General features: G+C 73.3%; 27 protein-coding genes. 14 read left to right on the top strand and 13 right to left on the bottom strand.

Features of this window, described 5'->3' with window-relative positions:
• Positions 1–287 precede the first annotated feature (287 nt).
• The 6 genes from ACFZCF_RS31280 to mshD all read right to left on the bottom strand — a co-directional run bounded on the left by ACFZCF_RS31280 (position 288) and on the right by mshD (position 6,963).
• Positions 288–1,286 (bottom strand): CHAD domain-containing protein, encoded by a 999-nt coding sequence (locus ACFZCF_RS31280; RefSeq protein WP_391290465.1) that lies wholly within the window; start codon positions 1,284–1,286, stop codon positions 288–290.
• Positions 1,273–3,516 carry an RNA degradosome polyphosphate kinase gene (locus ACFZCF_RS31275; RefSeq protein ID WP_391290463.1) on the bottom strand — a complete coding sequence of 748 codons (2,244 nt, stop codon included), beginning with the start codon at positions 3,514–3,516 and terminating at the stop codon, positions 1,273–1,275. Before ACFZCF_RS31275 ends, ACFZCF_RS31280 begins: the two co-directional genes overlap by 14 nt.
• A gap of 234 nt (positions 3,517–3,750) precedes the next feature.
• The gene (locus ACFZCF_RS31270; RefSeq protein ID WP_388438754.1) at positions 3,751–4,719 is read right to left on the bottom strand and encodes an ABC transporter permease; all 969 of its coding nucleotides are present in this window, start codon (positions 4,717–4,719) and stop codon (positions 3,751–3,753) included.
• Positions 4,716–5,564: an ATP-binding cassette domain-containing protein gene (locus ACFZCF_RS31265; protein WP_391290460.1), complete on the bottom strand. Its 849-nt coding sequence runs from the start codon at positions 5,562–5,564 to the stop codon at positions 4,716–4,718. Before ACFZCF_RS31265 ends, ACFZCF_RS31270 begins: the two co-directional genes overlap by 4 nt.
• On the bottom strand, positions 5,561–5,947 hold the full coding sequence (locus ACFZCF_RS31260) for a GntR family transcriptional regulator (protein WP_391290458.1): 387 nt from the start codon (positions 5,945–5,947) through the stop codon (positions 5,561–5,563). Before ACFZCF_RS31260 ends, ACFZCF_RS31265 begins: the two co-directional genes overlap by 4 nt.
• 89 nt (positions 5,948–6,036) lie before the next feature.
• Entirely contained in the window at positions 6,037–6,963 is a 927-nt protein-coding gene (mshD, locus tag ACFZCF_RS31255) for a mycothiol synthase (protein WP_388438745.1), read from the bottom strand.
• 160 nt (positions 6,964–7,123) lie between these two features.
• Here mshD and ACFZCF_RS31250 point away from each other — a divergent pair, with 160 nt between their 5' ends.
• The 3 genes from ACFZCF_RS31250 (at position 7,124) to ACFZCF_RS31240 (ending at position 10,541) form a co-directional block, all read left to right on the top strand.
• Positions 7,124–8,926: a bifunctional metallophosphatase/5'-nucleotidase gene (locus tag ACFZCF_RS31250; RefSeq protein ID WP_388438742.1), complete on the top strand. Its 1,803-nt coding sequence runs from the start codon at positions 7,124–7,126 to the stop codon at positions 8,924–8,926.
• Between the two features lie 117 nt (positions 8,927–9,043).
• Positions 9,044–9,913 (top strand): phosphatidylinositol-specific phospholipase C, encoded by an 870-nt coding sequence (locus tag ACFZCF_RS31245; RefSeq protein ID WP_388438739.1) that lies wholly within the window; start codon positions 9,044–9,046, stop codon positions 9,911–9,913.
• 52 nt (positions 9,914–9,965) lie between these two features.
• Complete coding sequence (locus ACFZCF_RS31240) at positions 9,966–10,541, top strand: DUF664 domain-containing protein (RefSeq protein ID WP_391290455.1); 576 nt, start codon at positions 9,966–9,968, stop codon at positions 10,539–10,541.
• A 14-nt stretch (positions 10,542–10,555) separates the two neighbouring features.
• Here ACFZCF_RS31240 and ACFZCF_RS31235 read toward each other — a convergent pair whose 3' ends face one another.
• The 5 genes from ACFZCF_RS31235 to ACFZCF_RS31215 form a co-directional block, all read right to left on the bottom strand.
• Entirely contained in the window at positions 10,556–11,941 is a 1,386-nt protein-coding gene (locus tag ACFZCF_RS31235; protein ID WP_391290491.1) for an ATP-binding protein, read from the bottom strand.
• 77 nt (positions 11,942–12,018) lie between these two features.
• Positions 12,019–12,750 (bottom strand): response regulator, encoded by a 732-nt coding sequence (locus ACFZCF_RS31230; RefSeq protein ID WP_391290453.1) that lies wholly within the window; start codon positions 12,748–12,750, stop codon positions 12,019–12,021.
• Positions 12,751–12,785: 35 nt separating this feature from the next.
• Positions 12,786–13,928: a trypsin-like peptidase domain-containing protein gene (locus ACFZCF_RS31225; RefSeq protein ID WP_391290451.1), complete on the bottom strand. Its 1,143-nt coding sequence runs from the start codon at positions 13,926–13,928 to the stop codon at positions 12,786–12,788.
• A gap of 109 nt (positions 13,929–14,037) precedes the next feature.
• A complete protein-coding gene (locus tag ACFZCF_RS31220; RefSeq protein WP_388438727.1) occupies positions 14,038–15,060 on the bottom strand; it encodes a LacI family DNA-binding transcriptional regulator in 1,023 nt (340 codons plus the stop codon).
• A gap of 72 nt (positions 15,061–15,132) precedes the next feature.
• Entirely contained in the window at positions 15,133–15,987 is an 855-nt protein-coding gene (locus ACFZCF_RS31215) for a winged helix-turn-helix domain-containing protein (protein ID WP_391290448.1), read from the bottom strand.
• 312 nt (positions 15,988–16,299) lie between these two features.
• Here ACFZCF_RS31215 and ACFZCF_RS31210 point away from each other — a divergent pair, with 312 nt between their 5' ends.
• The 7 genes from ACFZCF_RS31210 (at position 16,300) to ACFZCF_RS31180 (ending at position 21,594) form a co-directional block, all read left to right on the top strand.
• The gene (locus ACFZCF_RS31210) at positions 16,300–17,085 is read left to right on the top strand and encodes an alpha/beta fold hydrolase (RefSeq protein WP_391290489.1); all 786 of its coding nucleotides are present in this window, start codon (positions 16,300–16,302) and stop codon (positions 17,083–17,085) included.
• Between the two features lie 45 nt (positions 17,086–17,130).
• Positions 17,131–17,385 carry a MoaD/ThiS family protein gene (locus ACFZCF_RS31205; protein WP_169087723.1) on the top strand — a complete coding sequence of 85 codons (255 nt, stop codon included), beginning with the start codon at positions 17,131–17,133 and terminating at the stop codon, positions 17,383–17,385.
• 10 nt (positions 17,386–17,395) lie between these two features.
• Positions 17,396–18,652: a hypothetical protein gene (locus ACFZCF_RS31200; protein ID WP_391290446.1), complete on the top strand. Its 1,257-nt coding sequence runs from the start codon at positions 17,396–17,398 to the stop codon at positions 18,650–18,652.
• Between the two features lie 126 nt (positions 18,653–18,778).
• Positions 18,779–19,465 (top strand): DUF2993 domain-containing protein, encoded by a 687-nt coding sequence (locus ACFZCF_RS31195; protein ID WP_388438714.1) that lies wholly within the window; start codon positions 18,779–18,781, stop codon positions 19,463–19,465.
• Between the two features lie 563 nt (positions 19,466–20,028).
• On the top strand, positions 20,029–20,874 hold the full coding sequence (locus ACFZCF_RS31190) for a sulfurtransferase (RefSeq protein ID WP_382837575.1): 846 nt from the start codon (positions 20,029–20,031) through the stop codon (positions 20,872–20,874).
• A gap of 44 nt (positions 20,875–20,918) precedes the next feature.
• Positions 20,919–21,209 (top strand): DUF1416 domain-containing protein, encoded by a 291-nt coding sequence (locus ACFZCF_RS31185; protein ID WP_391290443.1) that lies wholly within the window; start codon positions 20,919–20,921, stop codon positions 21,207–21,209.
• Positions 21,210–21,330: 121 nt separating this feature from the next.
• Positions 21,331–21,594 carry a DUF3099 domain-containing protein gene (locus ACFZCF_RS31180; RefSeq protein WP_388438709.1) on the top strand — a complete coding sequence of 88 codons (264 nt, stop codon included), beginning with the start codon at positions 21,331–21,333 and terminating at the stop codon, positions 21,592–21,594.
• 7 nt (positions 21,595–21,601) lie between these two features.
• On the opposite strand, the gene ACFZCF_RS31175 is transcribed toward ACFZCF_RS31180, so the two are convergent.
• Positions 21,602–21,964 (bottom strand): DsrE family protein, encoded by a 363-nt coding sequence (locus ACFZCF_RS31175; protein WP_391290440.1) that lies wholly within the window; start codon positions 21,962–21,964, stop codon positions 21,602–21,604.
• 290 nt (positions 21,965–22,254) lie between these two features.
• Here ACFZCF_RS31175 and ACFZCF_RS31170 point away from each other — a divergent pair, with 290 nt between their 5' ends.
• From ACFZCF_RS31170 to ACFZCF_RS31160, 3 genes are read left to right on the top strand one after another with little or no spacing between them, the layout of a single operon-like run.
• The gene (locus ACFZCF_RS31170; RefSeq protein ID WP_189950939.1) at positions 22,255–22,827 is read left to right on the top strand and encodes an FABP family protein; all 573 of its coding nucleotides are present in this window, start codon (positions 22,255–22,257) and stop codon (positions 22,825–22,827) included.
• Between the two features lie 50 nt (positions 22,828–22,877).
• Positions 22,878–23,315, top strand: coding sequence for a Fur family transcriptional regulator (locus tag ACFZCF_RS31165; RefSeq protein ID WP_189950941.1), 438 nt, complete (start codon positions 22,878–22,880; stop codon positions 23,313–23,315).
• Positions 23,316–23,338: 23 nt separating this feature from the next.
• Positions 23,339–24,316, top strand: coding sequence for a glycine cleavage T C-terminal barrel domain-containing protein (locus ACFZCF_RS31160; protein ID WP_391290437.1), 978 nt, complete (start codon positions 23,339–23,341; stop codon positions 24,314–24,316).
• A 4-nt stretch (positions 24,317–24,320) separates the two neighbouring features.
• Here the strand turns inward: ACFZCF_RS31160 and dtd are convergent, their stop codons facing one another.
• Entirely contained in the window at positions 24,321–24,746 is a 426-nt protein-coding gene (gene dtd / locus ACFZCF_RS31155) for a D-aminoacyl-tRNA deacylase (RefSeq protein ID WP_388438698.1), read from the bottom strand.
• A 128-nt stretch (positions 24,747–24,874) separates the two neighbouring features.
• On the opposite strand from dtd, the gene ACFZCF_RS31150 reads away from it, so the two are divergent.
• A complete protein-coding gene (locus ACFZCF_RS31150) occupies positions 24,875–25,486 on the top strand; it encodes an ABC transporter substrate-binding protein (protein ID WP_391290435.1) in 612 nt (203 codons plus the stop codon).
• Positions 25,487–25,588: the final 102 nt, after the last annotated feature.

Genomic DNA, 25,588 nt, shown 5'->3' with positions numbered 1-25,588 from the left:
GTCGGGACCCTGGACGGGCGCGGGGTCGGGGGCGTAGGCGGGGGCCGGGTCCGGGCCCTGGCCGGGTGCCGCAGGGCGGCCGGCGGGCTGCCCCGCCCGGTCCTGGCCGGGTGCCGGCTCCCGGCCCTGGGCCGGGCCTCGGGCTGGGTCCTGGGCCGGGTCGGGGGCGTGGACCGGCTCCGGCTTCGGGACCTGGGCGGGTGCCGCCTGGTCCGGGGCCTGGACGGGGGCCGGCTCCCGGGCCCGGGCCGGGTCCCGAACCTCGTCCCGGGTCGGGTCCTGGGCCGTCATGGGACCGGGATGGCGGCCGTGTGCCAGACGCGCTGGAAGGCGAAGCGGGCCGCCTCGACCTCGTGGCGCTGGTCGGCGTGGAGGACCCCGAGGGCGTACGCGGTGGCCGGTGCGATCCGGGGGGTGCGGGCCGCCGCCGCGGCAGCGGCCGCCGCCTCGGCGGCGTCGCGGTGCCGGTCCAGCGCCCGGGCCGCCTCGTACAGCGGGGCGTCCGGTTCCGAGCCGAGGGCCGTCACCTCGGTGGCGTACCGGTGGAGGCGGAGCAGCAGCCGGGTGTGGTGCCAGGGCGCGTCCTGGTTCTCGCCCGCCAGGGCCAGCGCCTCCGCGTTGTACGGGTGGGCGGCCCGGGTCAGCGGCAGCGCGTCGACCGCGTCGAGGAGGCGTCGGCGGGCGACCGACGCGGAGGCGTCCAGCACCTCGGGGGCGGGGGCCGCGCCCGCCGGGCCGAGGGGCACCTCGGAGGCGAGCAGGGCGACGGCGTCGGCCAGCGCGTGGAAGCGGGACGAGCCGAGGGCCTGGAGGGCCGCCGAGTGGGCGCGGGTCCTGGCCAGGGTGAGCTGCCGTTCCAGGAGGGCGCCGGCCCGGGCGGCGCCGACGGTGAGGCCGGCGCCCTCCGAGCCGCGGGCGGCCGGCACCGGCCCGGGGCCGCCGGCCAGCCGGTTCAGCGCGTCCATCAGCCGGACGAGCCGGGAGGTGCACGCCTGTTCCTGGGCGAGGGTGCCGGAGAGCCAGGCCAGCTCGGTCCTGAGCTGGTCGGCCCAGGCGGTGTCGAGCAGCGGCCGGAAGGTGTGCAGGCTGCCGCTGATGCGCCGGGCGGCGGCCCGCAGCGTACCGGCGGCCTCGTCCGCTCCGGAGGTGTCCGCGCCGCTCTCGCCGTGCTGCCGCAGGCCGCGGAGGAAGTCCGCGGCCCGGGCGTGCAGGTAGGGGGCCAGGACCTCGCCCGCGGTCAGGTCCCTCGTGGCCTGCGGGGACTGCGTGGGGTCAGGGTTGTGCACGCCGGCGCCTCCGCGCGTCGATGAGCATCTCCTGCACGTGCCGCAGCGGCTTGCCCTCGGGATCGGTCGCGTGGCGCGTCCAGTTCCCGTCCGGGCCGAGGTGCCAGGAGGAGGTGGTGTCGGACATCCCGGTCTCCAGGAGCCGGGTGAGGGCCGCCCGGTGGGCGGGGTCGGAGACCCGGACCAGGGCCTCGATGCGCCGGTCCAGGTTGCGGTGCATCATGTCGGCGCTGCCGAACCACACCTCGGGTTCGCCGCCGTTGCCGAAGGCGAAGATCCGGGAGTGCTCCAGGAAGCGGCCGAGGACGGAGCGGACCCGGACGTTCTCCGAGAGGCCGGGGACGCCGGGGCGGATGGCGCATATGCCGCGGACCCAGATGTCGACCGGGACGCCGGCCTGCGAGGCGCGGTAGCAGGCGTCGATGACGGCCTCGTCGACCATCGAGTTGACCTTGATCTTCACGTACGCCGGGCGGCCCGCCCGGTGGTGGGCGATCTCCTTGGTGATCCGGGAGACGAGCCCGTCGCGGAGCGACTTCGGGGCGGTCAGCAGGCGGCGGTAGGTCTCGCGGCGCGAGTAGCCGGAGAGCCGGTTGAAGAGGTCGGAGAGGTCCGCGCCGACCTGCGGGTCGGCGGTGAGCAGGCCGAGGTCCTCGTAGAGCCGGGCCGTCTTCGGGTGGTAGTTGCCGGTGCCGACGTGCGAGTAGCGGCGCAGCAGGTCGCCCTCCTGGCGGACCACCAGGGACAGCTTGCAGTGGGTCTTGAGGCCGACGAGGCCGTAGACGACGTGGCAGCCGGCCTCCTCCAGCTTCCGCGCCCACTTGATGTTGGCCTGCTCGTCGAAGCGGGCCTTGATCTCGACGAGGACGAGGACCTGCTTGCCGGACTCGGCGGCGTCGATCAGGGCGTCGACTATCGGGGAGTCGCCGGAGGTCCGGTACAGCGTCTGCTTGATCGCGAGGACGTCCGGGTCGGCCGCCGCCTGCTCCAGGAAGGCCTGGACGGAGGTGGAGAAGGAGTCGTACGGGTGGTGCAGCAGGACGTCCCGCTCGCGCATCGCCGCGAAGACGTCGGGCGCGGACGCGGTCTCGACCTCGGCGAGGTCCCGGTGGGTGCCGGCGACGAACGTGGGGTACTTGAGCTCCGGCCGGTCCTGCGAGGCGATCCCGAACAGGCCGGTGAGGTCGAGCGGGCCGGGCAGCGGGTAGACCTCGGCGTCGGAGACCTTCAGCTCGCGCACGAGCAGGTCGAGGACGTACGGGTCGATGGACTCCTCGACCTCCAGGCGGACCGGCGGGCCGAAGCGGCGCCGCATGAGCTCCTTCTCCAGGGCCTGGAGGAGGTTCTCCGTGTCGTCCTCCTCGACCTCCAGGTCCTCGTTCCTGGTCACCCGGAACATGTGGTGCGCCAGCACCTCCATGCCGGGGAACAGCTCCTCCAGGTGCGCCGCGATCACGTCCTCCAGGGGCACGTACCGCTGCGGGGAGGCCTCCAGGAAGCGGGAGAGCAGCGGCGGCACCTTGACGCGCGCGAAGTGGCGGTGGCCGCTGACCGGATTGCGCACGACCACGGCGAGGTTGAGGCTCAGGCCGGAGATGTACGGGAAGGGGTGCGCCGGGTCCACGGCGAGCGGGGTGAGGACCGGGAAGATCTGCTGGCGGAAGAGCGTGAAGAGCCGCGCCTGCTCCTTCTCGGTGAGGTCGGGCCAGCGGATCAGGTGGATGCCCTCGTCGGCCAGGGCCGGGGCCACGTCCTGCTGGTAGCAGGCGGCGTGCCGGGCCATCAGCTCGCGCGAGCGGGTCCAGATGAGGTCGAGGACCTCGCGCGGCTGGAGGCCGGAGGCGGAGCGGGTGGCGACGCCGGTGGCGATGCGGCGCTTGAGGCCGGCGACCCGGACCATGAAGAACTCGTCGAGGTTCGAGGCGAAGATCGCGAGGAAGTTCGCCCGTTCGAGGAGGGGCGTCGTGGGGTCCTCGGCGAGTTCGAGGACCCGCTCGTTGAAGGCGAGCCAGCTGCGCTCGCGGTCCAGGAAGCGGCCCTGCGGCAGCTCGGCGGAGGCGTCCTCGTCCGCCTCGTACGCGTCGATCTCGGAGTCGAGGTCGGGTTCGAGGTCGCTCACGGCTCCGCCGTTCACGGCGTGCGGGCGGTGGGCCGCGATGGAACCCAGGGACGGCTGCGGGGACGCGGTGGCGGAGGTCTGGACCGGGACCTCGGCGGGCTGCTGGCTCATGGCCCCATTCTTCCGCGCGAAGGGGTCCTCGGGCGCGTCGGAGCGGGCCGTGGGGGAGGGCAGTCTCCCCTTGGGGAGTCTTCCCGCGGAGGGAGCCCCGCCAGGAGTGATCACGGATCGCTTCATTGCGTGAGCGTCGCAAGCGCGTCTGAATGGCGGGTGACGACGACATGTCGTGCGGGAATCGGGGGCGGGGCCTGTGCCGGGCCCCGCCCCCGTGCTCACCCGTACGGGCTACGGGTGTCGGGCCCGGAGCACCCGGAAGGCCGCGAGGACGGCGAGGGCGGCGAGGGCGACGCAGATGCCGCTCTCGACGAGCTGGAGGGGCCAGTAGTGCGAGGCGGGGTGGAAGTCCGTGAAGCCTACGACCCCGCCGCGGTCGGCCATGCACTGCTCGACGTTCACCGACGGGGCCGCGAGGCAGTCCTCCCAGAGGACGCGCTCCCCGGACGCGGTGAGCATGCCCCAGTCGAGCCGCCAGGCGGTGCTGACCGGGGGACCCTCTCCACCGGTGAGGGTCTGGACGGGCCAGAAGCCGGGGCGCAGCTCGGCGAGAACCGCCAGAGCTGTACCGACGGCGAGAGCCGTGACGCCCATCGCGATGACGGTGCGGCGCACGAGCAGGCCGGCGAGGGTACCCAGGCCGAGTCCGAGCAGTGCGTGGGCCATCGGCACGGTGCCGTACGAGACGAACATCATCGGCTCGTACCAGTAGGTGGGGTAGTCGTTCGCGGGCCCCGTGGACCAGGACCAGTGGAAGACCAGGCTCAGCAGGGTGACGACCACGAGCGAGAGGGCGGCGGGTACCGCGATCTTGGCGGCGAGCCAGCGCGCCGGGCTGACGGACTGCGTCCACGCCAGACGATGTGTCCCGGACTCCAGTTCGCGGGCGAGCATGGGGCCCGCGACGAAGGCTCCGAGCACGCCGGGCAGGATCAGCATGCCTATCGACGCGTATCCGAGGAGGTTCCTGGCCAACCACTGGCCGTCGAAGTAGTCGCGCTCGGCCTGCTGGCAGGAGCGTTCCGTGCTGTCCGCGGCGCAGCCCGCCTCGCGCAGCGCGGTGACCGCTGCGTCGGACCACAGCCGTGAGGCGACCATGACGGCCAGCGCGACGGCCGCGAGGGCGAGCGCCCACCACAGGGCCCGCCGGTGCTGGCGGATCGTCACCCAACGGGAGCCGCTGAGGGCGAGGACGGTCATGCGGGGACCCCTTCCGGGGAGCGGGAGCCGCGGAGGTGGGCGAGGAGGAGCTCTTCGAGGGACGGTTCGGTGACCTCCCAGGCGCCGTCGACCGGCCCCTCGCGCCGTATCAGCGCGGTAAGTTGACGGCCCGTCGTGCGGGAGTCGACCACCGTGTGCGGGGCCAGGTCGCCGACCGGGCCCCGGAGCAGGGAGTGCGCGGCGAGCAGGTCGTCGATCGAGCCGTCGAGTCGGATCCGGCCGTTCTGCACGAGGAGCAGGTGGTCGCAGGCGCCCTCCAGTTCGGTGAGGATGTGCGACGACATGACGACGGTCGTGCCTCGCTCGGCGGCGTCGGCCATCAGGGTGCCCATCAGTTCGTGCCGGGCCAGCGGGTCGAGGTCCGCCATCGGCTCGTCCAGGAGCAGGACCTCGGGCCGCTTGCCGAGGGCGAGCGCGAGGGCGAGGCGGGTGCGCTGGCCGCCGGAGAGGGAGCGGACCTTGGCCTTCGCGGGCAGCGGTCCGGCCGCGACGACGCGGTCGGCGACGGCGCCGTCCCAGCGGTCGGGGTTGAGCTCGCGACCCATCCGCAGGGTCTCGGAGACGGTGAGCTGCCCGTAGAGGGGCTTCTCCTGGGCGACGTAGGCGAGTCGCTCCCGTGCCGGTGCGGTGATCCGGCCCTCCGTGGGCCGTACCAGACCGGCGGCGAGCATGAGGAGCGTCGACTTGCCGGCCCCGTTGGGTCCGACGACGGCGACGATCCGGCCCACCGGCAGGGTGAAGGTGCAGTCCTTCAGCGCCCAGGCGTCGTCGCGCCTGCGGTAGCGCATCCCGAGGCCGGTGGCCTCGATGACTGGGTCGGTCATGCGTCCCCCTCGAAGTGCTGTGCCAGTACGGCGGTGAAGAGCGCGGCCACGTCCTCGCGGTCCATGCCCTCGGCGCGTGCCCGGCGGGCCCAGGCGTCGAGCTCGCCCCGGAGGGGGGAGTCGGCGGGGGCGGCGGTGCCGAGCGTGGTGCGGACGAAGGTGCCGAGGCCGCGGCGGGCCTCGACGAGGCCTTCGCGTTCGAGCTCGCGGTAGGCCTTGAGGACCGTGTTCGGGTTGATGGCCGTCGCCTCCACGACCTCGCGCGCGGTGGGCAGTCGGTCGCCCGGCTCCAGGAGGCCCATCCGGAGGGCCTGTTTCGTCTGCTGGACGATCTGGAGGTAGGTGGCGACGCCGCTGCGCCGGTCGATGCGGTACTCGACCACGTCCCTTCCACCACCCTTTCACTAATCAAGTAGTGAAAGGGTGGTGGAAGAGAGGGGGCGGTGTCAACCGCCCCCTGCGGCCGGCCGGTTCAGGACTCCGCGCGGTACATCAGGTCCACCTCGTGGGTCCGGAAGCCGAGCCCCTCGTAGACCCGCACCGCCGCGGAGTTGTCGGCGTCCACGTACAGCATCGCCGTCGGCAGCCCCTGCCCCGCGAGGTGCCGCAGGCCCGTCGCGGTGAGCGCCTTGCCGAGGCCGCCGCCCTGCGCCCCCGGCAGGATCCCGACCACGTACACCTCGCCGAGCCGCTCCTCCGCGTGGACCTTCGTCCAGTGGAAGCCGACCAGCTCCCCGTCCTTCTCGGCGAGGAAGAAGCCCTTCGGGTCGAACCACGGCTCCGCGATCCGGTCGTTCAGGTCCCGCTGGGTCAGCGAGCCCTGCTCCGGGTGGTGGGCGAACGCGGCGGCGTTGACCGCGAGCCAGGCCGCGTCGTCCTGCCCGGGGACGAAGGTACGGATCGTGACGCCCTCGGGCAGCACCGGCTCGGGGACGTCCAGCGGTGCCAGCGGCCGGCGCAGCTGGCGCAGTTCGCGGAAGAGGGTGAGCCCGAGGACCTGGGCGAGGTGGCGGGCGGACGGCTTGCCGCCGTGCGCCCAGACCCGCAGCCGCTTGCCGGTGGCGGCGAGCAGGGCGGTGCCGAGGGCGCGCCCGTGGCCGCGGCCGCGCTGGTCGGGGTGGACGAGCAGCTCGGCGGCCGGCGCCTCCACGGGGTCGGTCTCCTCCAGCTGGGCGTAGCCGTAGAGGCGGGGGCCGACGGTGAGGAGGAAGTGCCGCACCCCCTCGCGCCGCCCGTGCCGGAGGTAGAGCCGCCCCTGTTCGGACACCGCGTGCACGCCGTCGGCGCTGTCCGCTGCCGCGAGCAGGTCCATGACCTCCTGGACCTGCTCGGGGCTGAGCTCGTCGTACGTCTGGATCTGCCGTCCCGGTTCGAGGGTCGGCGCCGCGTCGGAAGTCATGTGCCGAGCCTACGGCGCCGCCCCTTCGGGCATCGGCAACTGTCTTGTAACCCGCTACCCCCTGTTGCGCTACGCGCGTTGACTCTAGGCTGCGAGCGCACACGCGGTCGACGATCAAAGCCGCGAATCGGGGCAAGGGGCAAAGGGGACCTCAGGAGAGATGGCAGTGAACCGCAGGAAGAGCAAGGCCGGGCGGCGGATTCTGGCCGCGGGCGCGGGGCTGGCGACGGTCGGCGCGCTCGTCGCCGCCATGCCGGCGGGCGCCTCGTCGGACGCCGTGAGCGAGGGCGGGACGAACGGCAAGGGCTGGGGCCGGATGGTCGACGTCCAGCTGCTGTCCTTCAACGACCTGCACGGCAACCTGGAGCCGCCGACCGGTTCGTCGGGCCGGCTGACGCGGGTCAAGGAGGACGGCTCGACCGAGACGATCAACAACGTCGGCGGTGCCGAGTACCTGGCCACGCACCTGGAGCAGGCCCGCGCGGGTCACCGGTACTCCATCACGGCCGCCGCCGGGGACATGATCGGCGCCTCGCCGCTGGTCTCGGGTCTCTTCCACGACGAGCCGACCATCGAGGCGCTCAACGAGATGAAGCTCGACGTGAGCTCGGTGGGCAACCACGAGTTCGACGAGGGCGCGCGCGAGCTGAGCCGCATACAGAACGGCGGCTGCCACCCGACCGAGGGCTGTTTCGAGGAGGGCAAGACCTTCGAGGGGGCGAACTTCCCCTACCTCGCGGCCAACGTGACGGACGAGAAGAGCGGCAAGCCCCTGCTCGACCCGTACTTCATCTGGGAGAAGGACGGCGTCCGGATCGGCTTCATCGGCGTCACGCTCGAAGGCACGGCGAACATCGTCTCGGCCGAGGGCATCAAGGGCCTGAAGTTCGGCGACGAGGTCGAGACGATCAACAAGTACGCCAAGGTGCTGGAGCGCAAGGGCGTGAAGTCGATCGTCGCCCTGCTGCACGAGGGCGGCATGCCCGCCTCGGGCGCGTACAACTACGACTGCGACACCCCGGGCGCCGGCGCCGGCATCTCCGGCCCGATCGTCGACATCGCCAAGAACGTCACCCCGCAGGTCGACGCCCTGGTCACCGGTCACACCCACCAGGCGTACGCGTGCACCATCCCGGACCCGGCGGGCAAGCCGCGCACGGTGACCTCGGCGGCCTCCTTCGGCCGGCTGTACACCGACACGACGCTCACCTACGACCGGCGCTCGAAGGACATCGTCCGCACCGCGGTCGCCTCCGCGAACCACGTCGTCACCCGGGACGTGGAGCAGCACGGGAGGATCGGCGACCTGATCAAGCGCTGGAAGGCGCTGGCCGAGCCGATCGCGAACCGTGCCGTCGGCCACATCGGCGAGAGCATCGAGAACCCCACCGACGTCTACGAGAAGCCGCTGGGCAACCTCATCGCCGACGCGCAGCTGGCGGGCCTGGCCCCGGCCGACAAGGGCGGCGCGCAGCTCGCGCTGATGAACCCGGGCGGCGTCCGTGCGCCGCTGACCCTGGGGGACGGCGTGGTGACCTACGGCGAGGCGTACACCGTCCAGCCGTTCACCAACATGATGACGGTGGTCGACCTGACCGGCGCCCAGCTCGTCACCGCGCTCCAGCAGCAGGTCAGCGGGGCCAACCTGGCCTCCCCGAAGATCCTCCAGGTGTCGAAGGGCTTCACCTACACCCTGGACATGACCAAGACGGGCGCGGACCGGATCGTGGTCGACTCGGTGCGTCTGAACGGTGAGCCGATCGACCCGTCGAAGAGCTACCGGGTCGCGATGAACGAGTTCCTCACGGGCGGCGGCGACGGCTTCCCGGTCCTGGCCACCGGTAAGAACAAGCTGGTCGGCGCGTCGGACCTGGACGTCTTCATCGCCTACCTGACGGCCAACTCCTCGGCCGCCGAGCCGCTCCGGGCGCCGGCGACGGGCCGCATCACGATCGTCAAGTAGTCCTCGGCACTCGCCGACTCCTCGAAGAGGGGGCCGTGCTCCGCCCGACCGGCGGGGGGCGGCCCCCTCTTCCGCACCCTGGTGTTCATTGACGCGGACCTGTCATCATCCGGTGCCATGGAGCGACGACGCTTTCTCACCGGGGCCCTCGGGGCCGGGGCCGCCCTGCTCGCCGGAGCGCCCGCGGCGCGGGCCGCGACCGGCACGGCCGTGGACACGCGCGCGTGGATGGCGGCGCACGGGGACGGGACCGCGCTCGCGCGGCTCACCATCCCCGGGACGCACGACTCGGGGGCGCGGTTCGGCGGGTGGTGGGCGCAGTGCCAGGACACCACCATCGCCCAGCAGCTCGACAGCGGGGTGCGGTTCCTCGACGTGCGGTGCCGGGTCACCAACGGGTCCTTCGCCATCCACCACGGCGCCGCCTACCAGAACATGATGTTCGGCGACGTCCTCATCGCCTGCCGCGACTTCCTCGCCGCCCACCCCTCCGAGACCGTGCTCATGCGCGTCAAGCAGGAGTACTCCGAGGAGTCCGACGCCACCTTCCGGGCCGTCTTCGACGACTACCTCGACCGGCGCGGCTGGCGCTCCCTCTTCCGGATCGGGGACGGCCTGCCGCTCCTGGGGGAGGCGCGCGGGCGGGTCGTGCTCCTCGCCGACAACGCCGGCCTGCCCGGCCTGCGGTGGGCCGACTCCCGGTACTTCGCCGTCCAGGACGACTGGAACGCGCTGCCCGACGCCAAGTACCCCAAGATCGAGGCCCACTTCCGCGCCGCCGTCGAGCGCCCCGGACCGCTGTACGTGAACTTCGTCAGCACCTCCGCCGGGCTGCCGCCCCGCTGGAACTCCGACAACCTCAACCCGCGCGTCCACCGCTGGCTGGACGGCTCCTGGGCGGCCGGCCGCACCGGCCTCGGCATCGTGCCCCTCGACTTCCCCGCCACGCGCGCCGGGCTGGTGGAGTCGCTGCTCCGGCACAACTGAACCCGGGACCAATTCGCTGGCGCCGACCCCCCGCCCGTACGACGATGCCCGCATGGAGACCAGCGACGACGACACGGACGTGCGGCGGTGGACCGCCTCCACCGTCCACACCGACATGTGGGCCGACCCCGGCGAGGACCCGCGCGAGGACGGCGGCGCGGCCGTGGGCGACGAGCGCGGGGCCCTCCTCGACGCCCTGCGCCACTTCCGGCTCACCCTGAAGCTGAAGTGCGAGGGCCTGGACGCCGAGCAGCTCGCCCGCCGCTCCGTGCCGCCCTCCACCATGTCCCTCCTCGGCCTGATCCGGCACATGGCCGAGGACGAGCGCCACTTCCGCCGCCTCGCCGGCGAGGACTCGCCCCGGATCTACCGCACCCCGGACGACCGCGAGGCCGACTGGACCGGCGCGGTCGCCGACCCGGACGTCGTCGCCGAGGCCCGGCGCCGCTGGAAGGAGGAGGCGGCGGCCACCGACGCCTACCTCGCCGCCGCCCCCGACCTCGGCGCCCCGACCCCGGACGGCGGGCAGCTGCGCGAGCTCCTCACCATGCAGATCACCGAGTACGCCCGCCACTGCGGCCACGCCGACCTCCTCCGCGAGCGCGTCGACGGGCGCGTCGGCCAGTAGGCCTCACCGGACGGTCACGCCGTGACCTCCGGCGGGGGCGTCGGCGCGCCCGGGAGGCGGAGGGTTGCCACCGTGCCGCCGCCCTCCGCGGGGGAGAGGCTCACCGAGCCGCCCGCCCGCTTCACCGTGTGGGCGACGATCGAGAGGCCCAGGCCCGAGCCCGGGAGGCTGCGGGCGGACGGGGAGCGCCAGAAGCGGTCGAAGACGTGCGGGAGTTCGTCGGCGGCGATGCCGGGACCGTGGTCGCGGACGGTCAGTTCGCCGCGCATCAGGGTCACCTCGACCGTGCGGCGCGGCGGCGAGAACTTCACGGCGTTGTCGAGGACGTTGACCAGGGCCCGTTCCAGTGCGGCCGGTTCGGCGCGCACGTACCAGGGCGCCAGGTCCGTCGCGAAGGTCAGCTCCGGGCCGCGCAGCCGCGCCCGGTCGAGCGCCGAGCGCAGCACGGTGTGGAGGGGGACCACCTCCAGGGGTCCGGGCCGGACCGCGTCCGGGCGGGCCAGTTCCTGGAGGTCGCCGATGAGCGCGGCCAGTTCCGTCATCTGGGCCTTCACCGAGGCCATCAGGGCCCGGCGGTCCTCCGGCGGGATCGCCCGGCCGGTCTCCTCGCTGCGCGCGAGGAGCTCGATGTTGGTGCGCAGGGAGGTGAGGGGGGTCCGCAGCTCGTGGCCGGCGTCCGCGATCAGCCGGGCCTGCCGGTCCCGCGAGCTGGCCAGCGCTGCCGTCATCTGGTTGAAGGCCCGCGACAGGCGGGCGATCTCGTCCTCGCCGTCGGCCGGGATCCGTACCGTCAGGTCCTCCGTCGCCGCCACGTGCTCCACCGCCCCCGTCAGCCGGTTCACCGGCTCCAGGCCGGTCCGCGCCACCCACAGACCGGCCGCGCCGGCCCCGACGACCCCGATGCCGGAGACCAGGAGCAGCACCCAGCCCAGGGTGGAGAGCGAGTTGTCGATCTCGGCGAGCGGGCGGGCCACGGAGACGGCGAGGCCGGGCGGGCCCGGCTGTGGGTAGGTGTAGACCCGCATCTCGCGCCCGTCGGCGTCCTTCACCGTGTGCAGGACGTACGCGAGCGTGCCCCGGGCCACCGCGAGGTCGCCGGCCCCAGCCGGGAGGGCCGCCTTGCCGGAGGTGCAGACGCCGCCGGCCGAGTCGATGATCTGCACGGTGTACGAGCCGGCCGCCGGCGGCGGGGTCTCGCCCTGTCGGCACAGGGTGAGGAGGCTGCGGACGGCGTTCGCGTCGAGCCGGGTGTTCCGCAGCGCGGAGTCCATCTCGCCCTCCAGCTGCGCCCGCGTCACGAACCAGCAGGCGGCGGAGACGGCGGCGACCGCGACGGCGACCGCGAAGGCGGTGAGCAGCGCGAGCCGCGAGCGCAGCGGCCGGGACCGGAACCAGGCCAGGGGGGTACGGCGCCGGGGGCGGGGTGCGGAATCGGGCTCGGTGCCGGTGGCGGGGGAGGGGCCGGGGGCGGGGAGGGTCACTCGGTGCCGCCTCCGGCGCGGAGCACGTAGCCGACGCCGCGCACCGTGTGGACGAGGCGCGGCTCGCCGCCCGCCTCCGTCTTGCGCCGCAGGTACATCACGTACACGTCCAGGGAGTTGGAGCTGGGTTCGAAGTCGAAGCCCCAGACGGCCTTGAGGATCTGCTCGCGGGTGAGGACCTGGCGCGGGTGGGCCAGGAACATCTCCAGGAGGGTGTACTCGGTGCGGGTCAGCTCGACCGGCCGGCCGCCGCGGGTGACCTCGCGGGTCGCCAGGTCCATCCGCAGGTCCTCGAAGGACAGGACGTCCTCCGGGTCGGCGGTGGGCGCGGCCGGGACGGCGTAGGAGCTGCGGCGCAGCAGGGCGCGGATGCGGGCGAAGAGCTCGTCGAGCTCGAAGGGCTTCACGAGGTAGTCGTCGGCGCCGGCGTCGAGGCCGGTGACGCGGTCGCCGACGGTGTCGCGGGCGGTCAGCATGAGGATCGGCACCGTCGAGCCGGCGGCCCGGATCCGGCGGGCCGCCGTCAGCCCGTCCATGCGGGGCATCTGCACGTCGAGGACGACGAGGTCGGGGTCGTACGACTCCATGGCGGCGAGCGCGTCGACCCCGTCGACGGCCTCCCGTGTCGCGTACCCCTCGAAGGCGAGGGAGCGGCGCAGGGCCTCCCGCACGGCGGGTTCGTCGTCGACGATGAGGATGCGTTCAGGGTCGTTCGGCTGCCCGGTCATGCAGTCAGCGTGCCACGCCTCCGGGTCCGGCGTGCTCAGCTCGTACCGCCGGAACGGAGGGCTTCGAGGTCGGCCTTCAGGGTGTTCACCGGGATGGCGAATCCGAGGCCGACACTGCCCGCGGTGGAACCGCTCGAAGAACTGGGCGAATACATGGCGGAATTGATCCCGATGATCTCTCCGTTCATATTGATCAGCGCGCCGCCCGAATTCCCGGGGTTGAGGGAGGCGTCGGTCTGGATCGCCTTGTAGGTGGTCTTCGAGGAGCCGGTGTCGCCGTTGAACTGCTGTCCGCCGAACTCGAACGGCCAGCCCTGTCGCGGGTCCCACTGCTGCTGCTGTCCGTCCCGGCCGCCGCCGTCGCCGTCGTCCTTGGCGACGGTGACGTCGCGGTCGAGGGCGGAGACGATGCCGCTGGTGACGGTGCCGGTGAGGCCCTCGGGGGAGCCGATGGCGACGACCTCGTCGCCGACCTTCACCCGGGAGGAGTCGCCGAGGGCGGCGGCCTTGAGGCCGGAGGCGCCCTTGAGCTTGATGAGCGCCAGGTCCTTGTCGGGGTCCGTGCCGACGACCTCGGCCCCGTACGTCCTGCCGTCGCTGGTCCGCACGGTGAGCTCGGAGGCACCGGAGATCACGTGGTTGTTGGTGACGATCTCGCCGTCGGCGGTGATGATCACGCCGGAGCCGGTCGAGGAGCCCGAGGCGGAGTTCGCGGAGATCTCCACGATGGAGGGGGAGACGGCCGCGGCGACCCCGGCGACCGTGCCGGTGCCGCTCGCGGAGACGTTGGTGCCGCTCACCACCGAGGAGGAGGCGGTGACGGGCGCGTCGTGCGCGGTGAGCTGCTGGACGAGGGTGGCGGTGCCGCCGCCGACCGCCGCGGCGGCGATCGCCACGGCCGCCATCAGGCCGACCCCGCGCCGGGCGCGCCGCCGCGCGCCGGGCGCCGGCGCGGCGGGGAGGGGCTCGGCCGCCGGCGGAGCGCCGTACCCGCCGTGGCCGCCGAACCCGGCGTCGCCGGTCCCGTAGGGGGAAGCCGACCCGTGGTCGGTGCCGTACCCGGAACCCGACCCGGACGGCCACACGGTGGTGCCCGGCTCGGTGGTGATCGGCCGCGTCGGCTCGTACGGCGGGCGCGGCGGGTGGTACGGCTGCTGGGGCTGGGTGTGGTCCGTCATGGCACCGACTCTCGGCCCGGGAGATGAGAGCCGTCTGAGGACCGGCTGAGAAGCCCGACAGAACCCTGTATGCCCGAAATAAAGGGCGGGGGGCGTTCGCCCGCCGGGGTCAGTGGCAGCCGCAGGAGCGGCGGACCACCAGGGCCGAGGGGAACTGCTTGACGCGCTCGCGGCGGGAGCCGTTGACGCGGACGGAGTCGTCGAGGACCAGGTCGACGGCGGCCCGGGCCATGGCCGGGCGGTCGGAGAAGACGGTGGTCAGCGGCGGGTCGGTGAGCGCCGCCTCCTTCACGTCGTCGAAGCCCGCCACCGCCAGCTCGGTCGGGACGTCGATGCGCAGCTCGCGGGCGGCGCGCAGCACGCCGAAGGCCTGGTCGTCGGTGGAGCAGAAGATCGCCGGCGGGCGGTCCGGGCCCGCGAGGAGCTTCAGGGCCACCTGGTAGGCGTCGTACCGGTTGTACGGGGCCTCGAAGAGCCGGCCCTCGGTCTCGCGGCCGGCCTCCCGCATGGCGCGCCGCCAGCCCTCGACGTGGTCGGCGACCGGGTCGCCGACGGCCGGGGTGTTGGGGACGCCGCCGAGGCACGCCACGTACGGGTGGCCGTGCTCCAGGAGGTGCCGGGTGGCGAGCTGCGCGCCGCCGATGTCGTCGGTGACGACGGCGACGTCGTCGATCGCCTCGGGCCGCTCGTGCAGCAGCACCACGCGCGCGTCCCAGGCCTCGATCTCGCTCGCGGCCTGCTCGCTCATGCCCTGGCTGACGAGGATCAGCCCGGAGACCCGCATGCCGAGGAAGGCCCGCAGGTAGTGGATCTCGCGCTCGGTGCGGTAGTCGGAGTTGCCGACCAGGACCATCTTTCCGCGCTCGGCGGCGGCCTGCTCGACCGCGTGCGCCATCTCCGCGAAGAAGGGCTGGCGCGCGTCCGGGACGATCATGCCTATGAGGTCGGTGCGGCGGGACGCCATCGCCTGGGCCACCCGGTCGGGGCGGTAGCCCAGCTCCTTGATGGCGGCGAGGACACGCTCGCGCGTGGCCGGGGCGACCGGCCGGGGTCCGTTGTTGATGACGTAACTCACGACCGCGGTCGAAGTACCCGCCAGTCGCGCTACGTCATCCCGCGTCACCTTGGCCACGCGCGGAAGTCTACGCGGGGTGACCTACCTACCGGCAGGTCGCGTTGTGGCGTACGCCACGTTACCGTCCCCCTAACGGGTGGTGTCGGCCGTGGCGCCCTTGACTCCGGCGCCCGCGCGAGCCTCCGCACGGCCCCCGGTGCCGGGCTCCTCCCGGGTGTCCTGCCCCGCTTCGGCCCCCTTCGTCCCGCCGGGTTCCCGCCCCGGCGCCCCCTTGGCCTCCTTGGCGCGCGCCTCCTCGGCGGCCCGCTCCACCTTCTCCGGCGTCACGAAGCGGTATCCCACATTGCGGACCGTGCCGATCAGCGACTCGTGCTCCGGGCCCAGCTTCGCCCGCAGCCGCCGCACGTGGACGTCGACCGTCCGCGTGCCGCCGAAGTAGTCGTACCCCCACACCTCCTGGAGCAGCTGCGCCCGCGTGAACACCCGGCCCGGGTGCTGCGCCAGGTACTTCAGGAGCTCGAACTCCTTGAAGGTGAGGTCCAGGACCCGGCCCTTCAGCTTCGCGCTGTACGTGGCCTCGTCCACCGACAGGTCGCCGTTGCGGATCTCCATCGGGGAGTCGTCCGCGACGATCTGCTGGCGGCCGAGCGCGAGCCGCAGCCGCGCCTCGACCTCGGCCGGTCCCGCCGTGTCGAGCAGGACGTCGTCGATGCCCCAGTCGGCCGTGACCGCCGCCAGGCCGCCCTCGGTGACCACCAGGACCAGCGGACAGCCGGGGCCGGTGGAACGCAGCAGCTGGCAGAGCGAACGGACCTGCGGCAGATCGCGCCGCCCGTCGACGAGGATCACGTCGGCGCCGGGGGTGTCCACGAGCGCCGGTCCCTCCGCGGGGGCCACCCGCACGTTGTGCAGCAGCAGGCCGAGGGCGGGCAGCACCTCGGTCGACGGCTGGAGGGCGTTGGTGAGGAGCAGCAGAGAACTCATCGGGCCTCTCCCCCTGCCAGGGTCGGCCGGCTCGTCGGTCGGTCGTGCTTCGTACGCTCGTCCATGACGTCGGTTCCTCCTCGGTCCCTGCGAGGACATCTGCGGTACTGCTGGGGTACTGCGGTACTGCTCCGGTGGGCGGTGCCGCTCCGGTAAGCGGCTCACCCGTCGCTCTCGCGCCCTGAGAGCTTTTGTTCACCCGTCCGTAACAACGGCCGGAAAACGCAAAAGGACCCGGTGGCGACATCGCCCGGATCCCTGCCAAGGAGAATAGCCCACATGCGTTCCGAGGCAGAGGGCGGATTTCACATGATGGATGTTTCCTCGCTCACTTCCGGTCCCCGCCGCGCCATCCTCAGGACGGACGACGATGTCCGGATCGAGGCGGTTCACGAAGCCTTCCCCGCCAGTGTCGCCGACACCGCCGTCGTCGTCGCGCACGGTTTCACCGGCGCCGTCGACCGCCCCGCCGTCCGGCGCGCCGCCCGGGCCCTCGGCCGGCACGCGGCCGCCGTCGTCACCTTCTCCTTCCGCGGCCACGGCCGCTCCGGCGGCCTCTCCACCCTCGGCGACCGCGAGGTCCTCGACCTCGCCGCCGCCGTCCGCTGGGCCCGTGAGCTGGGGCACGCGCGCGTGGCGACCGTCGGCTTCTCCATGGGCGGCTCCGTCGTCCTCCGGCAGGCCGCCCTCGACCGCTCCACCCCGGCCGGGCCCGACGCGGTCGCCGCCGTGTCCTCCCCGGCCCGCTGGTACTACCGGGGCACGGCGCCGATGCGCCGCCTCCACTGGATGGTCACCCGCCCGGTCGGCCGGCTCGTCGGCCGGTACGGGCTCCGCACCCGCGTCGACGCCCGCCCCTGGGACCCGGACCCGCTCCCGCCCCACCGGGCCGTCCCCCTGATCGCGCCCGTCCCGCTGCTCCTCGTCCACGGCGACCGCGACCCCTACTTCCCGCTCGACCGCCCGCGGATGCTCGCCGCGGCCGCCCCCGAGGGCGCCCCCGTCGAACTCTGGCTGGAGCCGGGCATGGGCCACGCCGAGAACGCGGCCGGCGAGGAGCTCCTCGACCGGCTCGGCGCCTGGCTCGTCCGCCGATAGCCCATCATGGGGAGCGGCGCGCACACGAACGAAGGGAGCGCCGCTATGGCAGCGGGAACCATCCGCTACTGGGCCGCGGCCAAGGCCGCCGCCGGGGTCGCCGAGGAGCCGTACACCGCCGAGACCCTCGCCGAGGCCCTGGACGCCGCCCGCGCGGACCACCCGGGCGAGCTCGTCCGGGTCCTCCAGCGGTGCTCGTTCCTCGTCGACGGCGACCCGGTCGGCACCCGGAGCCATGAGACGGTACGGCTTGCCGAGGGCGGCACGGTCGAGGTGCTCCCCCCGTTCGCAGGAGGGTGAACCCCACATCATGAGCAACGACCAGCCGTACGGCGGCGCGCCGCACGACCCGAACGCGTACGACCCCTCGGTCACCCAGACCTGGGAGGGCCAGACCTGGGACACCACGTACCAGCCGGCGGTCCGCCCCGAGGACGCCGCGCAGGGCCACCCGGCCCCGCAGGCGCAGGCACAGCAGCCGTACGGCTACCCGCAGGAGAGCCACGGCGGGCCGGCGTACGCCCCGTACGCCCAGCCGGAGGCGTACGTACAGCCCGATCCGTACGCGCACCCGGAGCCCTACGGCCGGCCGGAGGCGTACGCGCAGCCGGAGACGTACGCCCAGCCCGAGCCGTTCGCGCAGCCGGAACAGCGGTACGCGGCGCAGCAGTACGCGCAGCCGTACGGCCGGCCGGAGCCGTACGCGCAGCCCGAGTCCCCCGCACAGCCCGCGCCCGCCCCGGTGCCCGCCCCCGTCGACGACGCGGCGGCGCCCGCGTACTCCTCGCCCACCACCTCCGGGAACACCCGGATCACCGACGCGCAGCGCGCCCGCGCCGAGGGCCGGTCGCCGATCATCGAGCCCGGGATGCGGCCCGCCGCTCTGACCGCCGTCCTCGGGCTGCTGCTCGCCGGCGGCGCCGCGCTCGGCGGCTACGGACCGCTGCTGCCGCTGGTCGCGCTCCAGGCGCTGACCGCCGCCGGCTGGTTCCGGCTCAACGGCATGTGGCCGGCCCGGCAGGGCATCGCCCTCGCCTTCCTCGGCGGACTCGTCGCCGACGCCGCCCTCCTCGCCACCGGCCGCGAGCACGCCGCCCCCGCCCTCCTCGGCACCCTCGGCGTCTGGGTCCTGCTCTGCCTGGTCCTCCAGCTGCGCAGCCACGCCGAACCGGACGAGCGGATGTACGGCCTCATGGCCACCGTCACGTCGGCGGCCCTGACCGTCCTCGCCGCCGGGCACCTCGGCGCCGAGCCGGCGGCGGTCACCGTCGGCGCGGCCGCGGTCGGCGCGACCGTCCTGGCCCGCGCGCTCCCGCTGCCCGGCCCGGTCTCGCTCGTCGTCTCGCTCCTCGCCGGCGCCGGTGCGGGCATCGCCGCCGGCACCGTGAACGGCATGGGCGCCTCCGGGGCGCTCCTCGGCCTCGTCGCCGGCGTCTGCGCCCTCGTCGGCCTGCGGGTGGCCAGCTACGACTACCCGTCCCGCTTCGTGCACATGACCGCCGGGGTGGCCCTCCCGCTGACGGCCGCCGCGCCCGCCGTGTACCTTCTCGGCCGCGCCCTGGTCTGACCCACGCACGGCCCGCCCGGGGCGCCCGGGAACCGTCCGGCCCCCCGACACGTCGATCTTCGTGTCGGGGGGCCGACACGCATCACCGGCACACTGACGAACCGGCGACGGGGGAAGAGACGAGCCATGCGAGCACTGCGGATCCTGCTGGTCGTGGCTGTCGTGCTGGGCGGAATCCTGCTGGGCGCCGACCGGCTCGCCGCCACCTGGGCCGAGTCGGAGGTTGCCGGGCGCGCCTCGCTCGCGGGCGGCGGCACCGAGTCGGTCGAGGTCGACATCAAGGGCTTCCCCTTCCTCACCCAGGCCGCCGACAAGCGCTTCGGCGAGGTCGAGGTGGTCGCGCGGGGCGTCCGCACCCAGGCCGGCGGCAAGCCCGTCCGGATCGGCGAGCTCACCGTCGACCTGCGGGACGTGACCGTCACCGGCGACTGGAGCGGCTACCGGGCCGGCGAGGCGACCGGCACCGCGCTCATCTCCTACGCGGACCTGGTCGAGGCCTCGGAGCGGGCCACGGCCATGGAGTACGGCGGCCCCGGCAAGGTGAAGGTGACGGGCAGCGTCGAGGTCCTGGGCCGCAAGGTGACCCGTACCGTCGTCTCCTCCGTCACGCTGGTGGGCGGCGACACCCTCAAGGTCCGCGCCGACGAGGTGCCCGGCGGCGGCATCCCGCTCCTGGAGGACCTGGTCCGCGAACGCACCGACTTCGAGCGCCCGATCGGCCGCGTCGCCGGCATGCGGGTCACCGAGGTGGAACCGCGCCCCGAGGGGCTCGCCGTGACGGTGCACGGCAAGGACGTCGCGGTCGCGGGCTGACCGCGGGGACGGCGCGGGAGCGGCCGGCAGGACTTCCGGAAGGACTTCCGGCGGGACTTCCGGAAGGCCGACGGAAGGGACGGGGCCGCGCGTCGGGGGCGGGGGCCGCGCGAAGGGGCCTCCGCGTCACCCTTCCGGGGGTCGTTCTCCACATACTGAGACGCACGGGTCCGATCCGCAGAAGCACGGGACCGGACGCAGGTCCGCCGCCCCTCCGGAGTCACTTCCACCCCCTTCTCATCTCACCTTTCGGATGATCGCGTCTCACGATGCGACACGCCGGTGACACGGTCGCCTGTCCGTCCCTACGATCGACGGCATGAAGCGACAGGCGGAACTCACGAAGCGGCGGGCAGTAGACCTGTGCCGCATCGCCGCCATGCTCTGTCGCTCCATCTGAGCGGGACGCGCTCCGCGCCCGTATTCCCCCCGGCCCGCCGACCCCCGAGGTCGAGGCCGCACCGCGCAGCACGACGCCGTCGGGCGCAGCCCCGACGCGCACCCGCACATGCAGCACCACCCCCGCACCACACCGCCGCACACTGCCCCGGAGGAGAACAGACATGGCTCGCAGCGACGTACTGGTCGACGCCGACTGGGTCGAGGCCAACCTCGACAACCCGGCCGTCGCGATCGTCGAGGTCGACGAGGACACCGCCGCCTACGACAAGAACCACATCCGCAACGCCATCCGGATCGACTGGACCAAGGACCTGCAGGACCCGGTCCGCCGTGACTTCATCGACCAGGAGGGCTTCGAGAAGCTCCTCTCGGCCAAGGGCATCGGCAACGACACCACGGTCGTCCTCTACGGCGGCAACAACAACTGGTTCGCCTCGTACGCCTACTGGTACTTCAAGCTGTACGGCCACCAGGACGTCAAGCTCCTCGACGGCGGCCGCAAGAAGTGGGAGCTCGACTCCCGCGACCTCGTCGACGGCTCCGAGGTCCCGAACCGCCCGGCCACCGAGTACAAGGCCCAGGCCCAGGACCTCTCCATCCGCGCCTTCCGCGACGACGTCGTGGCCGCCATCGGCACCCAGAACCTGGTCGACGTCCGCTCGCCCGACGAGTTCTCCGGCAAGCTGCTCGCCCCGGCCCACCTTCCGCAGGAGCAGTCGCAGCGCCCGGGCCACGTCCCGTCCGCCCGCAACATCCCCTGGTCGAAGAACGCCAACGACGACGGCACCTTCAAGTCCGACGAGGACCTGAAGGCCCTCTACGAGGCCGAGCAGGTCGACCTGGCGAAGGACACCGTCGCCTACTGCCGCATCGGCGAGCGCTCCGCCCTCACCTGGTTCGTCCTGCACGAGCTCCTCGAGGTCCCGAACGTCAAGAACTACGACGGCTCCTGGACCGAGTACGGCTCCCTCGTCGGCGTGCCGATCGAGCTCGGCGCCAACAAGTAAGACCGGGTCGCGCGACCTTCCCCCTCTAGGACAGGACAGAGAACATGTGTGGAGCACCGATCGGCGGCCCCGACGTCAGCACCCTCAAGCCCGGTGAGACGGCCATCCAGGGCCAGGTGACCAAGGACGGCGAGCCCGTCACCGGCTACGTCCGCCTGCTGGACGCCTCCGGCGAGTTCACGGCCGAGGTCCCCACCTCCGCCACCGGCCAGTTCCGCTTCTACGCGGCCACCGGCGAGTGGACCCTGCGCGCCCTCATCCCCGGTGCCCAGGCCGACCGCAAGGTCGTCGTCACCGAGACGGGCAGCCTGACGGACGTGGCCATCGCGGTCTGACCCGTCACACCACAGCCGGCCGGAGGGCCGTGTCCCCTGGGGGGTTGGACGCCATCACCAGGACTCGGGGCACGGCCCTCCGGTCTGTCCGCGACGGGGGAACCGGTCGTAGGCTGAAGGCGTGTACGCACGGCGTCGGCGTGTCTACTTCTGGATGATGGGCGCCTGCCTGGTGCTTTTCGTGGGCGCCTGGGCCGTCGTGCGCCTGTTCTCCATGCCCGTGGCCATCGGGATGTGCGTGGTCGCCATGGTCATTCCGCCGGTCGCGGCGATGGTGGCGAACCGGCGGGGGCCGGAGGACCGGTGGTGGGACGATCCGTCCGGGGACCCGCAGTCGGACGAGTGGTGGGACGAGCTCGACGGCAGGAAGCGCCGGGACCGGTAGGGCCGGATCAGTAGACGAGGGCCTGGGCGCCGTCGGCCATGGCCTCCTGGACGAAGACCTGGGCGCCGGCGATGCGGACGCCGGGCAGGACGTCCTGCTCGGTGATCTCGCGGCGGGCCGCGCACTGGGTGCACAGGGTGATCCGGCCGGCCGCCAGGATCGACTCGACGAGGTCGGGCAGCGGGGCGGCGTGCGGCAGCTCGAACTCGGCCGCCTTGCCCGGCAGGGCGAACCACGACGACTCGCCGGTCAGCCACAGCGACACCTCGACGCCGCTGGCGACGGCGACGGCCGCCACCGTGAAGGCCTGGGAGCAGCGTTCCGGGGCGTCGGCCCCGGCGGTCACCTTGATCACGAGCTTCTTCGCCATGCACGAACTGTAATGCCGGGGTCCGTACCGGTGCTTGATCGCGGGGGAGACCCACCTCACCGAGTGTGCCGGGGCCCCGCCCACTAAGCTGGAGTCCGGTCCGTTCCGCCTTCACCGCTCAGCCGAGGAGCACCCCGTGATCATTTTCTTCGAGACCCTGCTGGTCCTGGTCGCCGTCGGCGTGCTCGCCTTCACCGGCCTGGCCGTGAAGAAGCTGTACCAGGGTCAGCGCTGACCCCTCGGTCCCTCCCCTTCCCCCCGGCCCCCTTCACAGATCGTCTGAGTCGCTCATGATCCAGATCCCGTCCGACCTCAACCCGGACCTCGTCCCGCTCGCGTTCCTCCTCGGGACCTGGGAGGGCGCCGGAGTGTCCGACTTCCCCGGCGCCGAGAAGTGCAACTTCGGCCAGTCCGTGACGTTCAGCCACGACGGCCGGGACTTCCTGGAGTACCACTCGCACTCCTGGGTGCTCGACGCGGAGGGCAACAAGGTCCGCCCGCTGGAGAGCGAGAGCGGCTTCTGGCGGATCGACAAGGACCGCAAGGTCGAGGTCGTGATGGTCCGCGACGACGGCGTCGTCGAGGTCTGGTACGGCGAGCTCGCCGACCAGAAGCCGCAGATCGACCTGGCGACGGACGCCGTGGCCCGCACCGCCGCCTCCGGCCCGTACTCCGGCGGCAAGCGCCTCTACGGCTACGTGAAGAGCGACCTCATGTGGGTCGGCGAGAAGGCGACCCCCGAGGTCCCGCTCCGCCCCTACATGTCCGCCCACCTGAAGAAGGTCGTCACTCCCGAGGAGGTCGCCGAGATGGCGCGCAACCTCCCCGACATGCCCGACGACGGCATCGCCTTCTTCAAGTAGGCCGCCGCGCGACCTCCGTCAGCCCGCCGCGCCCTCCTACACTGGGGGGCGTGGTGAGCACCGACTGGAAGAGCGATCTGCGGCAGCGCGGCTATCGGCTGACGCCGCAGCGGCAGCTTGTCCTGGAGGCGGTGGACGTGCTGGAGCACGCCACGCCCGACGACATCCTCGTCGAGGTGCGGAAGACCGCCTCCGGGGTCAACATCTCCACCGTGTACCGGACCCTGGAGCTCCTGGAGGAGCTCGGGCTCGTCAGCCACGCGCACCTCGGGCACGGGGCACCCACGTACCACCTGGCGGACCGGCACCACCATCTGCACCTCGTGTGCCGGGACTGCTCGGAGGTCATCGAGGCGGACGTCGAGGTGGCCGCCGGGTTCACCGGGAAGCTGCGCGAGACCTTCGGCTTCGAGACCGACATGAAGCACTTCGCGATCTTCGGGCGGTGCGCGGACTGCGCGCGGAAGGCCGCCGCCGCGGAGTCCTGACGGCGGAGTCGTAGGCTTTTCCCATGAAGAGCCCTTCGAAGAGCCCTTTGCTGTCCCTGCCCGGCGCCGTTCCCGCCGAAGGCCGTGACGAAGGCGTCGCCGCGCACTACGGCGACCTGTTCCGTGAGCAGCGTTCCCTCGCCGACGGGGCGGGGTTCGTCGACCTGTCGCACCGGGGGGTCGTCACCGTCACCGGCGACGACCGGCTGAGCTGGCTGCACCTGCTGCTCACCCAGCACGTCAGCGCGCTTCCGGCCGGTCAGGCCACCGAGGCGCTGATCCTCTCCGCCAACGGGCACATCGAGCACGCCCTCTCCCTCGTCGACGACGGCGAGACGGTGTGGGCGCACGTCGAGCCGGGGACGCAGGGCGAGCTGATCGCCTACCTGGAGTCGATGAAGTTCTTCTACCGGGTCGAGGTCGCCGACCGGACGGCGGACTTCGCCGTCGTGCACCTGCCGGCCGGGTCCACCGCCGAGGCGCCCGAGGGCGTCGTCGTACGGGAGACGGCGCACGGGCGCGACCTGTTCCTGCCGCGCGCGGACCTGGAGGCCTTCGCCGGGGCGCACGGGCCGGCCGCGGGTGTCCTCGCGTACGAGGCGCTGCGCGTGGAGGGGCACCGGCCGCGGCTCGGTTTCGAGACCGACCACCGGACGATCCCGCACGAGGTCGGGCTCATCGGCTCGGCCGTGCACCTGCAGAAGGGCTGCTACCGGGGGCAGGAGACGGTCGCCCGGGTGCAGAACCTGGGGAAGCCGCCGCGCCGCCTGGTCTTCCTGCACCTGGACGGCAGCGAGGTGACCCTGCCGGGGCACGGGACGCCGCTGCGGCTCGCCGCCGACGGCCCCGACGGGCGTCAGATCGGCTTCGTCACGTCCGCCGTCCGCCACCACGAGCTCGGCCCCATCGCCCTGGCGCTGGTGAAGCGGAACGTGCCGGTGGACGCGCCGCTGGTGGCGGGGACGACGGCCGCCGCGCAGGAGACCGTCGTCGAGCCGTAGCCGCTCAGACCTCCAGCAGGACCGTGAACGGGCCGTGGTTCGTGAGGCTGACGCGCATGTCGGCTCCGAAGCGGCCCGTCTCCACGTGCGCGCCCAGCTTCCGCAGCTGGGCGACGACCTCGTCGACGAGGGGTTCGGCGACGGGGCCGGGGGCGGCGGCGTTCCAGGTGGGGCGGCGGCCCTTGCGGGCGTCGCCGTAGAGCGTGAACTGGGAGATCACCAGGAGCGGCGCGGCCACGTCGGAGCAGGACTTCTCGTCCTCCAGCACCCGGACGGACCAGAGCTTTCTCGCCAATCGGGCGGCCGTCTCGGGCGTGTCGTCGTGGGTGACCCCCACCAGGACGCACAGTCCCTCGCCGGTGATCTCGCCGACCGTCTCCCCTGCGACGACGACCTTCGCGCCGTCCACCCTCTGCACCACAGCTCGCATGGGCCCCAACCTACCGATCGGGGATTTCTGGGGGCCGAACGGGTGCAGAGCGCCTGCACGCGCGCGTGCGGGAGTGGCACCATGCCAGGAGGCGGTGCGGCTGCGCACCGGTCGAGGGGACGATTCTCATGAGTGCATCCAGCACGGGGCCGACGCCGTCCGGTCCCGTACCGCTGATCCGCTCCGCGGGCCCGGTGCCCGGCGGGCCGGTCGCGCGGCCGCCCGTGCAGCGGACCGGCGAGCCGGCGCCGTCCGGCCGGCCCGTGCTCGACCTCGGCGGGCTGCGCCTCGCCGAGCTGCGGGCGCTGCGCCGGGACGCGCAGAGCGACGAGGCCGACCTCAGTTACGTGCGCCGCATGCTGCAGGGCCGGATCGACATCCTGCGGGCCGAGCTGGCGCGCCGCACCGATCCGGAGGCGCCGGTGCTCGACCGGCTGTCCGAGATCCTCGCGGACGTGCCGTCGCGGCACCGGTCCTCGGCCCGGCACGTGACGCTGTCGACGCCGCGCGGGGAGGAGTACCGGCGGCTCGCCGCCGAGATGCTGTCGGAGGTCGAGCTGTCGGACCTGACGGCCCGTACGGACGAGGAGCTGCACGCGGCGATGGGGCGGCTCGCCGGGTACGAGCAGCAGATCTCGCAGCGCCGGCAGTCGCTCCAGCGGACCGCCGACGACTGCGGGGCGGAGATCGCCCGCCGCTACCGGGAAGGGGAGGCGCAGGTCGACGACCTGCTGGCCTAGAGCCTGTCGGGGGGGGGGCCCCCCGCCCCCCCCCCCCCCCCCCCCCCCCCCCCCCCCCCCCCCCCCCCCCCCCCCCCCCCCCCCCCCCCCCCCCCCCCCCCC

Origin of the sequence: Streptomyces sp. NPDC007945, from assembly GCF_042958885.1 — a bacterium.
Taxonomy (GTDB): domain Bacteria; phylum Actinomycetota; class Actinomycetes; order Streptomycetales; family Streptomycetaceae; genus Streptomyces.
This window is presented reverse-complemented; position numbering and strand designations above follow the sequence as displayed.

Excerpts from the sequence above, each read along its gene's own strand:
- ACFZCF_RS31170 (WP_189950939.1), top strand. The coding sequence starts at position 22,255 with ATGATCCAGATCCCGTCCGACCTCAACCCGGACCTCGTCCCGCTCGCG.
- ACFZCF_RS31200 (WP_391290446.1), top strand. The coding sequence starts at position 17,396 with ATGAGCAACGACCAGCCGTACGGCGGCGCGCCGCACGACCCGAACGCG.
- ACFZCF_RS31245 (WP_388438739.1), top strand. The coding sequence starts at position 9,044 with ATGGAGCGACGACGCTTTCTCACCGGGGCCCTCGGGGCCGGGGCCGCC.
- dtd (WP_388438698.1), bottom strand. The coding sequence starts at position 24,746 with ATGCGAGCTGTGGTGCAGAGGGTGGACGGCGCGAAGGTCGTCGTCGCA.
- ACFZCF_RS31250 (WP_388438742.1), top strand. The coding sequence starts at position 7,124 with ATGGCAGTGAACCGCAGGAAGAGCAAGGCCGGGCGGCGGATTCTGGCC.
- ACFZCF_RS31195 (WP_388438714.1), top strand. The coding sequence starts at position 18,779 with ATGCGAGCACTGCGGATCCTGCTGGTCGTGGCTGTCGTGCTGGGCGGA.
- ACFZCF_RS31240 (WP_391290455.1), top strand. The coding sequence starts at position 9,966 with ATGGAGACCAGCGACGACGACACGGACGTGCGGCGGTGGACCGCCTCC.
- ACFZCF_RS31265 (WP_391290460.1), bottom strand. The coding sequence starts at position 5,564 with ATGACCGACCCAGTCATCGAGGCCACCGGCCTCGGGATGCGCTACCGC.
- ACFZCF_RS31275 (WP_391290463.1), bottom strand. The coding sequence starts at position 3,516 with ATGAGCCAGCAGCCCGCCGAGGTCCCGGTCCAGACCTCCGCCACCGCG.
- ACFZCF_RS31150 (WP_391290435.1), top strand. The coding sequence starts at position 24,875 with ATGAGTGCATCCAGCACGGGGCCGACGCCGTCCGGTCCCGTACCGCTG.
- ACFZCF_RS31210 (WP_391290489.1), top strand. The coding sequence starts at position 16,300 with ATGGATGTTTCCTCGCTCACTTCCGGTCCCCGCCGCGCCATCCTCAGG.
- ACFZCF_RS31215 (WP_391290448.1), bottom strand. The coding sequence starts at position 15,987 with ATGAGTTCTCTGCTGCTCCTCACCAACGCCCTCCAGCCGTCGACCGAG.
- ACFZCF_RS31270 (WP_388438754.1), bottom strand. The coding sequence starts at position 4,719 with ATGACCGTCCTCGCCCTCAGCGGCTCCCGTTGGGTGACGATCCGCCAG.
- ACFZCF_RS31185 (WP_391290443.1), top strand. The coding sequence starts at position 20,919 with ATGTGTGGAGCACCGATCGGCGGCCCCGACGTCAGCACCCTCAAGCCC.
- ACFZCF_RS31190 (WP_382837575.1), top strand. The coding sequence starts at position 20,029 with ATGGCTCGCAGCGACGTACTGGTCGACGCCGACTGGGTCGAGGCCAAC.
- ACFZCF_RS31160 (WP_391290437.1), top strand. The coding sequence starts at position 23,339 with ATGAAGAGCCCTTCGAAGAGCCCTTTGCTGTCCCTGCCCGGCGCCGTT.
- mshD (WP_388438745.1), bottom strand. The coding sequence starts at position 6,963 with ATGACTTCCGACGCGGCGCCGACCCTCGAACCGGGACGGCAGATCCAG.
- ACFZCF_RS31205 (WP_169087723.1), top strand. The coding sequence starts at position 17,131 with ATGGCAGCGGGAACCATCCGCTACTGGGCCGCGGCCAAGGCCGCCGCC.
- ACFZCF_RS31175 (WP_391290440.1), bottom strand. The coding sequence starts at position 21,964 with ATGGCGAAGAAGCTCGTGATCAAGGTGACCGCCGGGGCCGACGCCCCG.
- ACFZCF_RS31225 (WP_391290451.1), bottom strand. The coding sequence starts at position 13,928 with ATGACGGACCACACCCAGCCCCAGCAGCCGTACCACCCGCCGCGCCCG.
- ACFZCF_RS31230 (WP_391290453.1), bottom strand. The coding sequence starts at position 12,750 with ATGACCGGGCAGCCGAACGACCCTGAACGCATCCTCATCGTCGACGAC.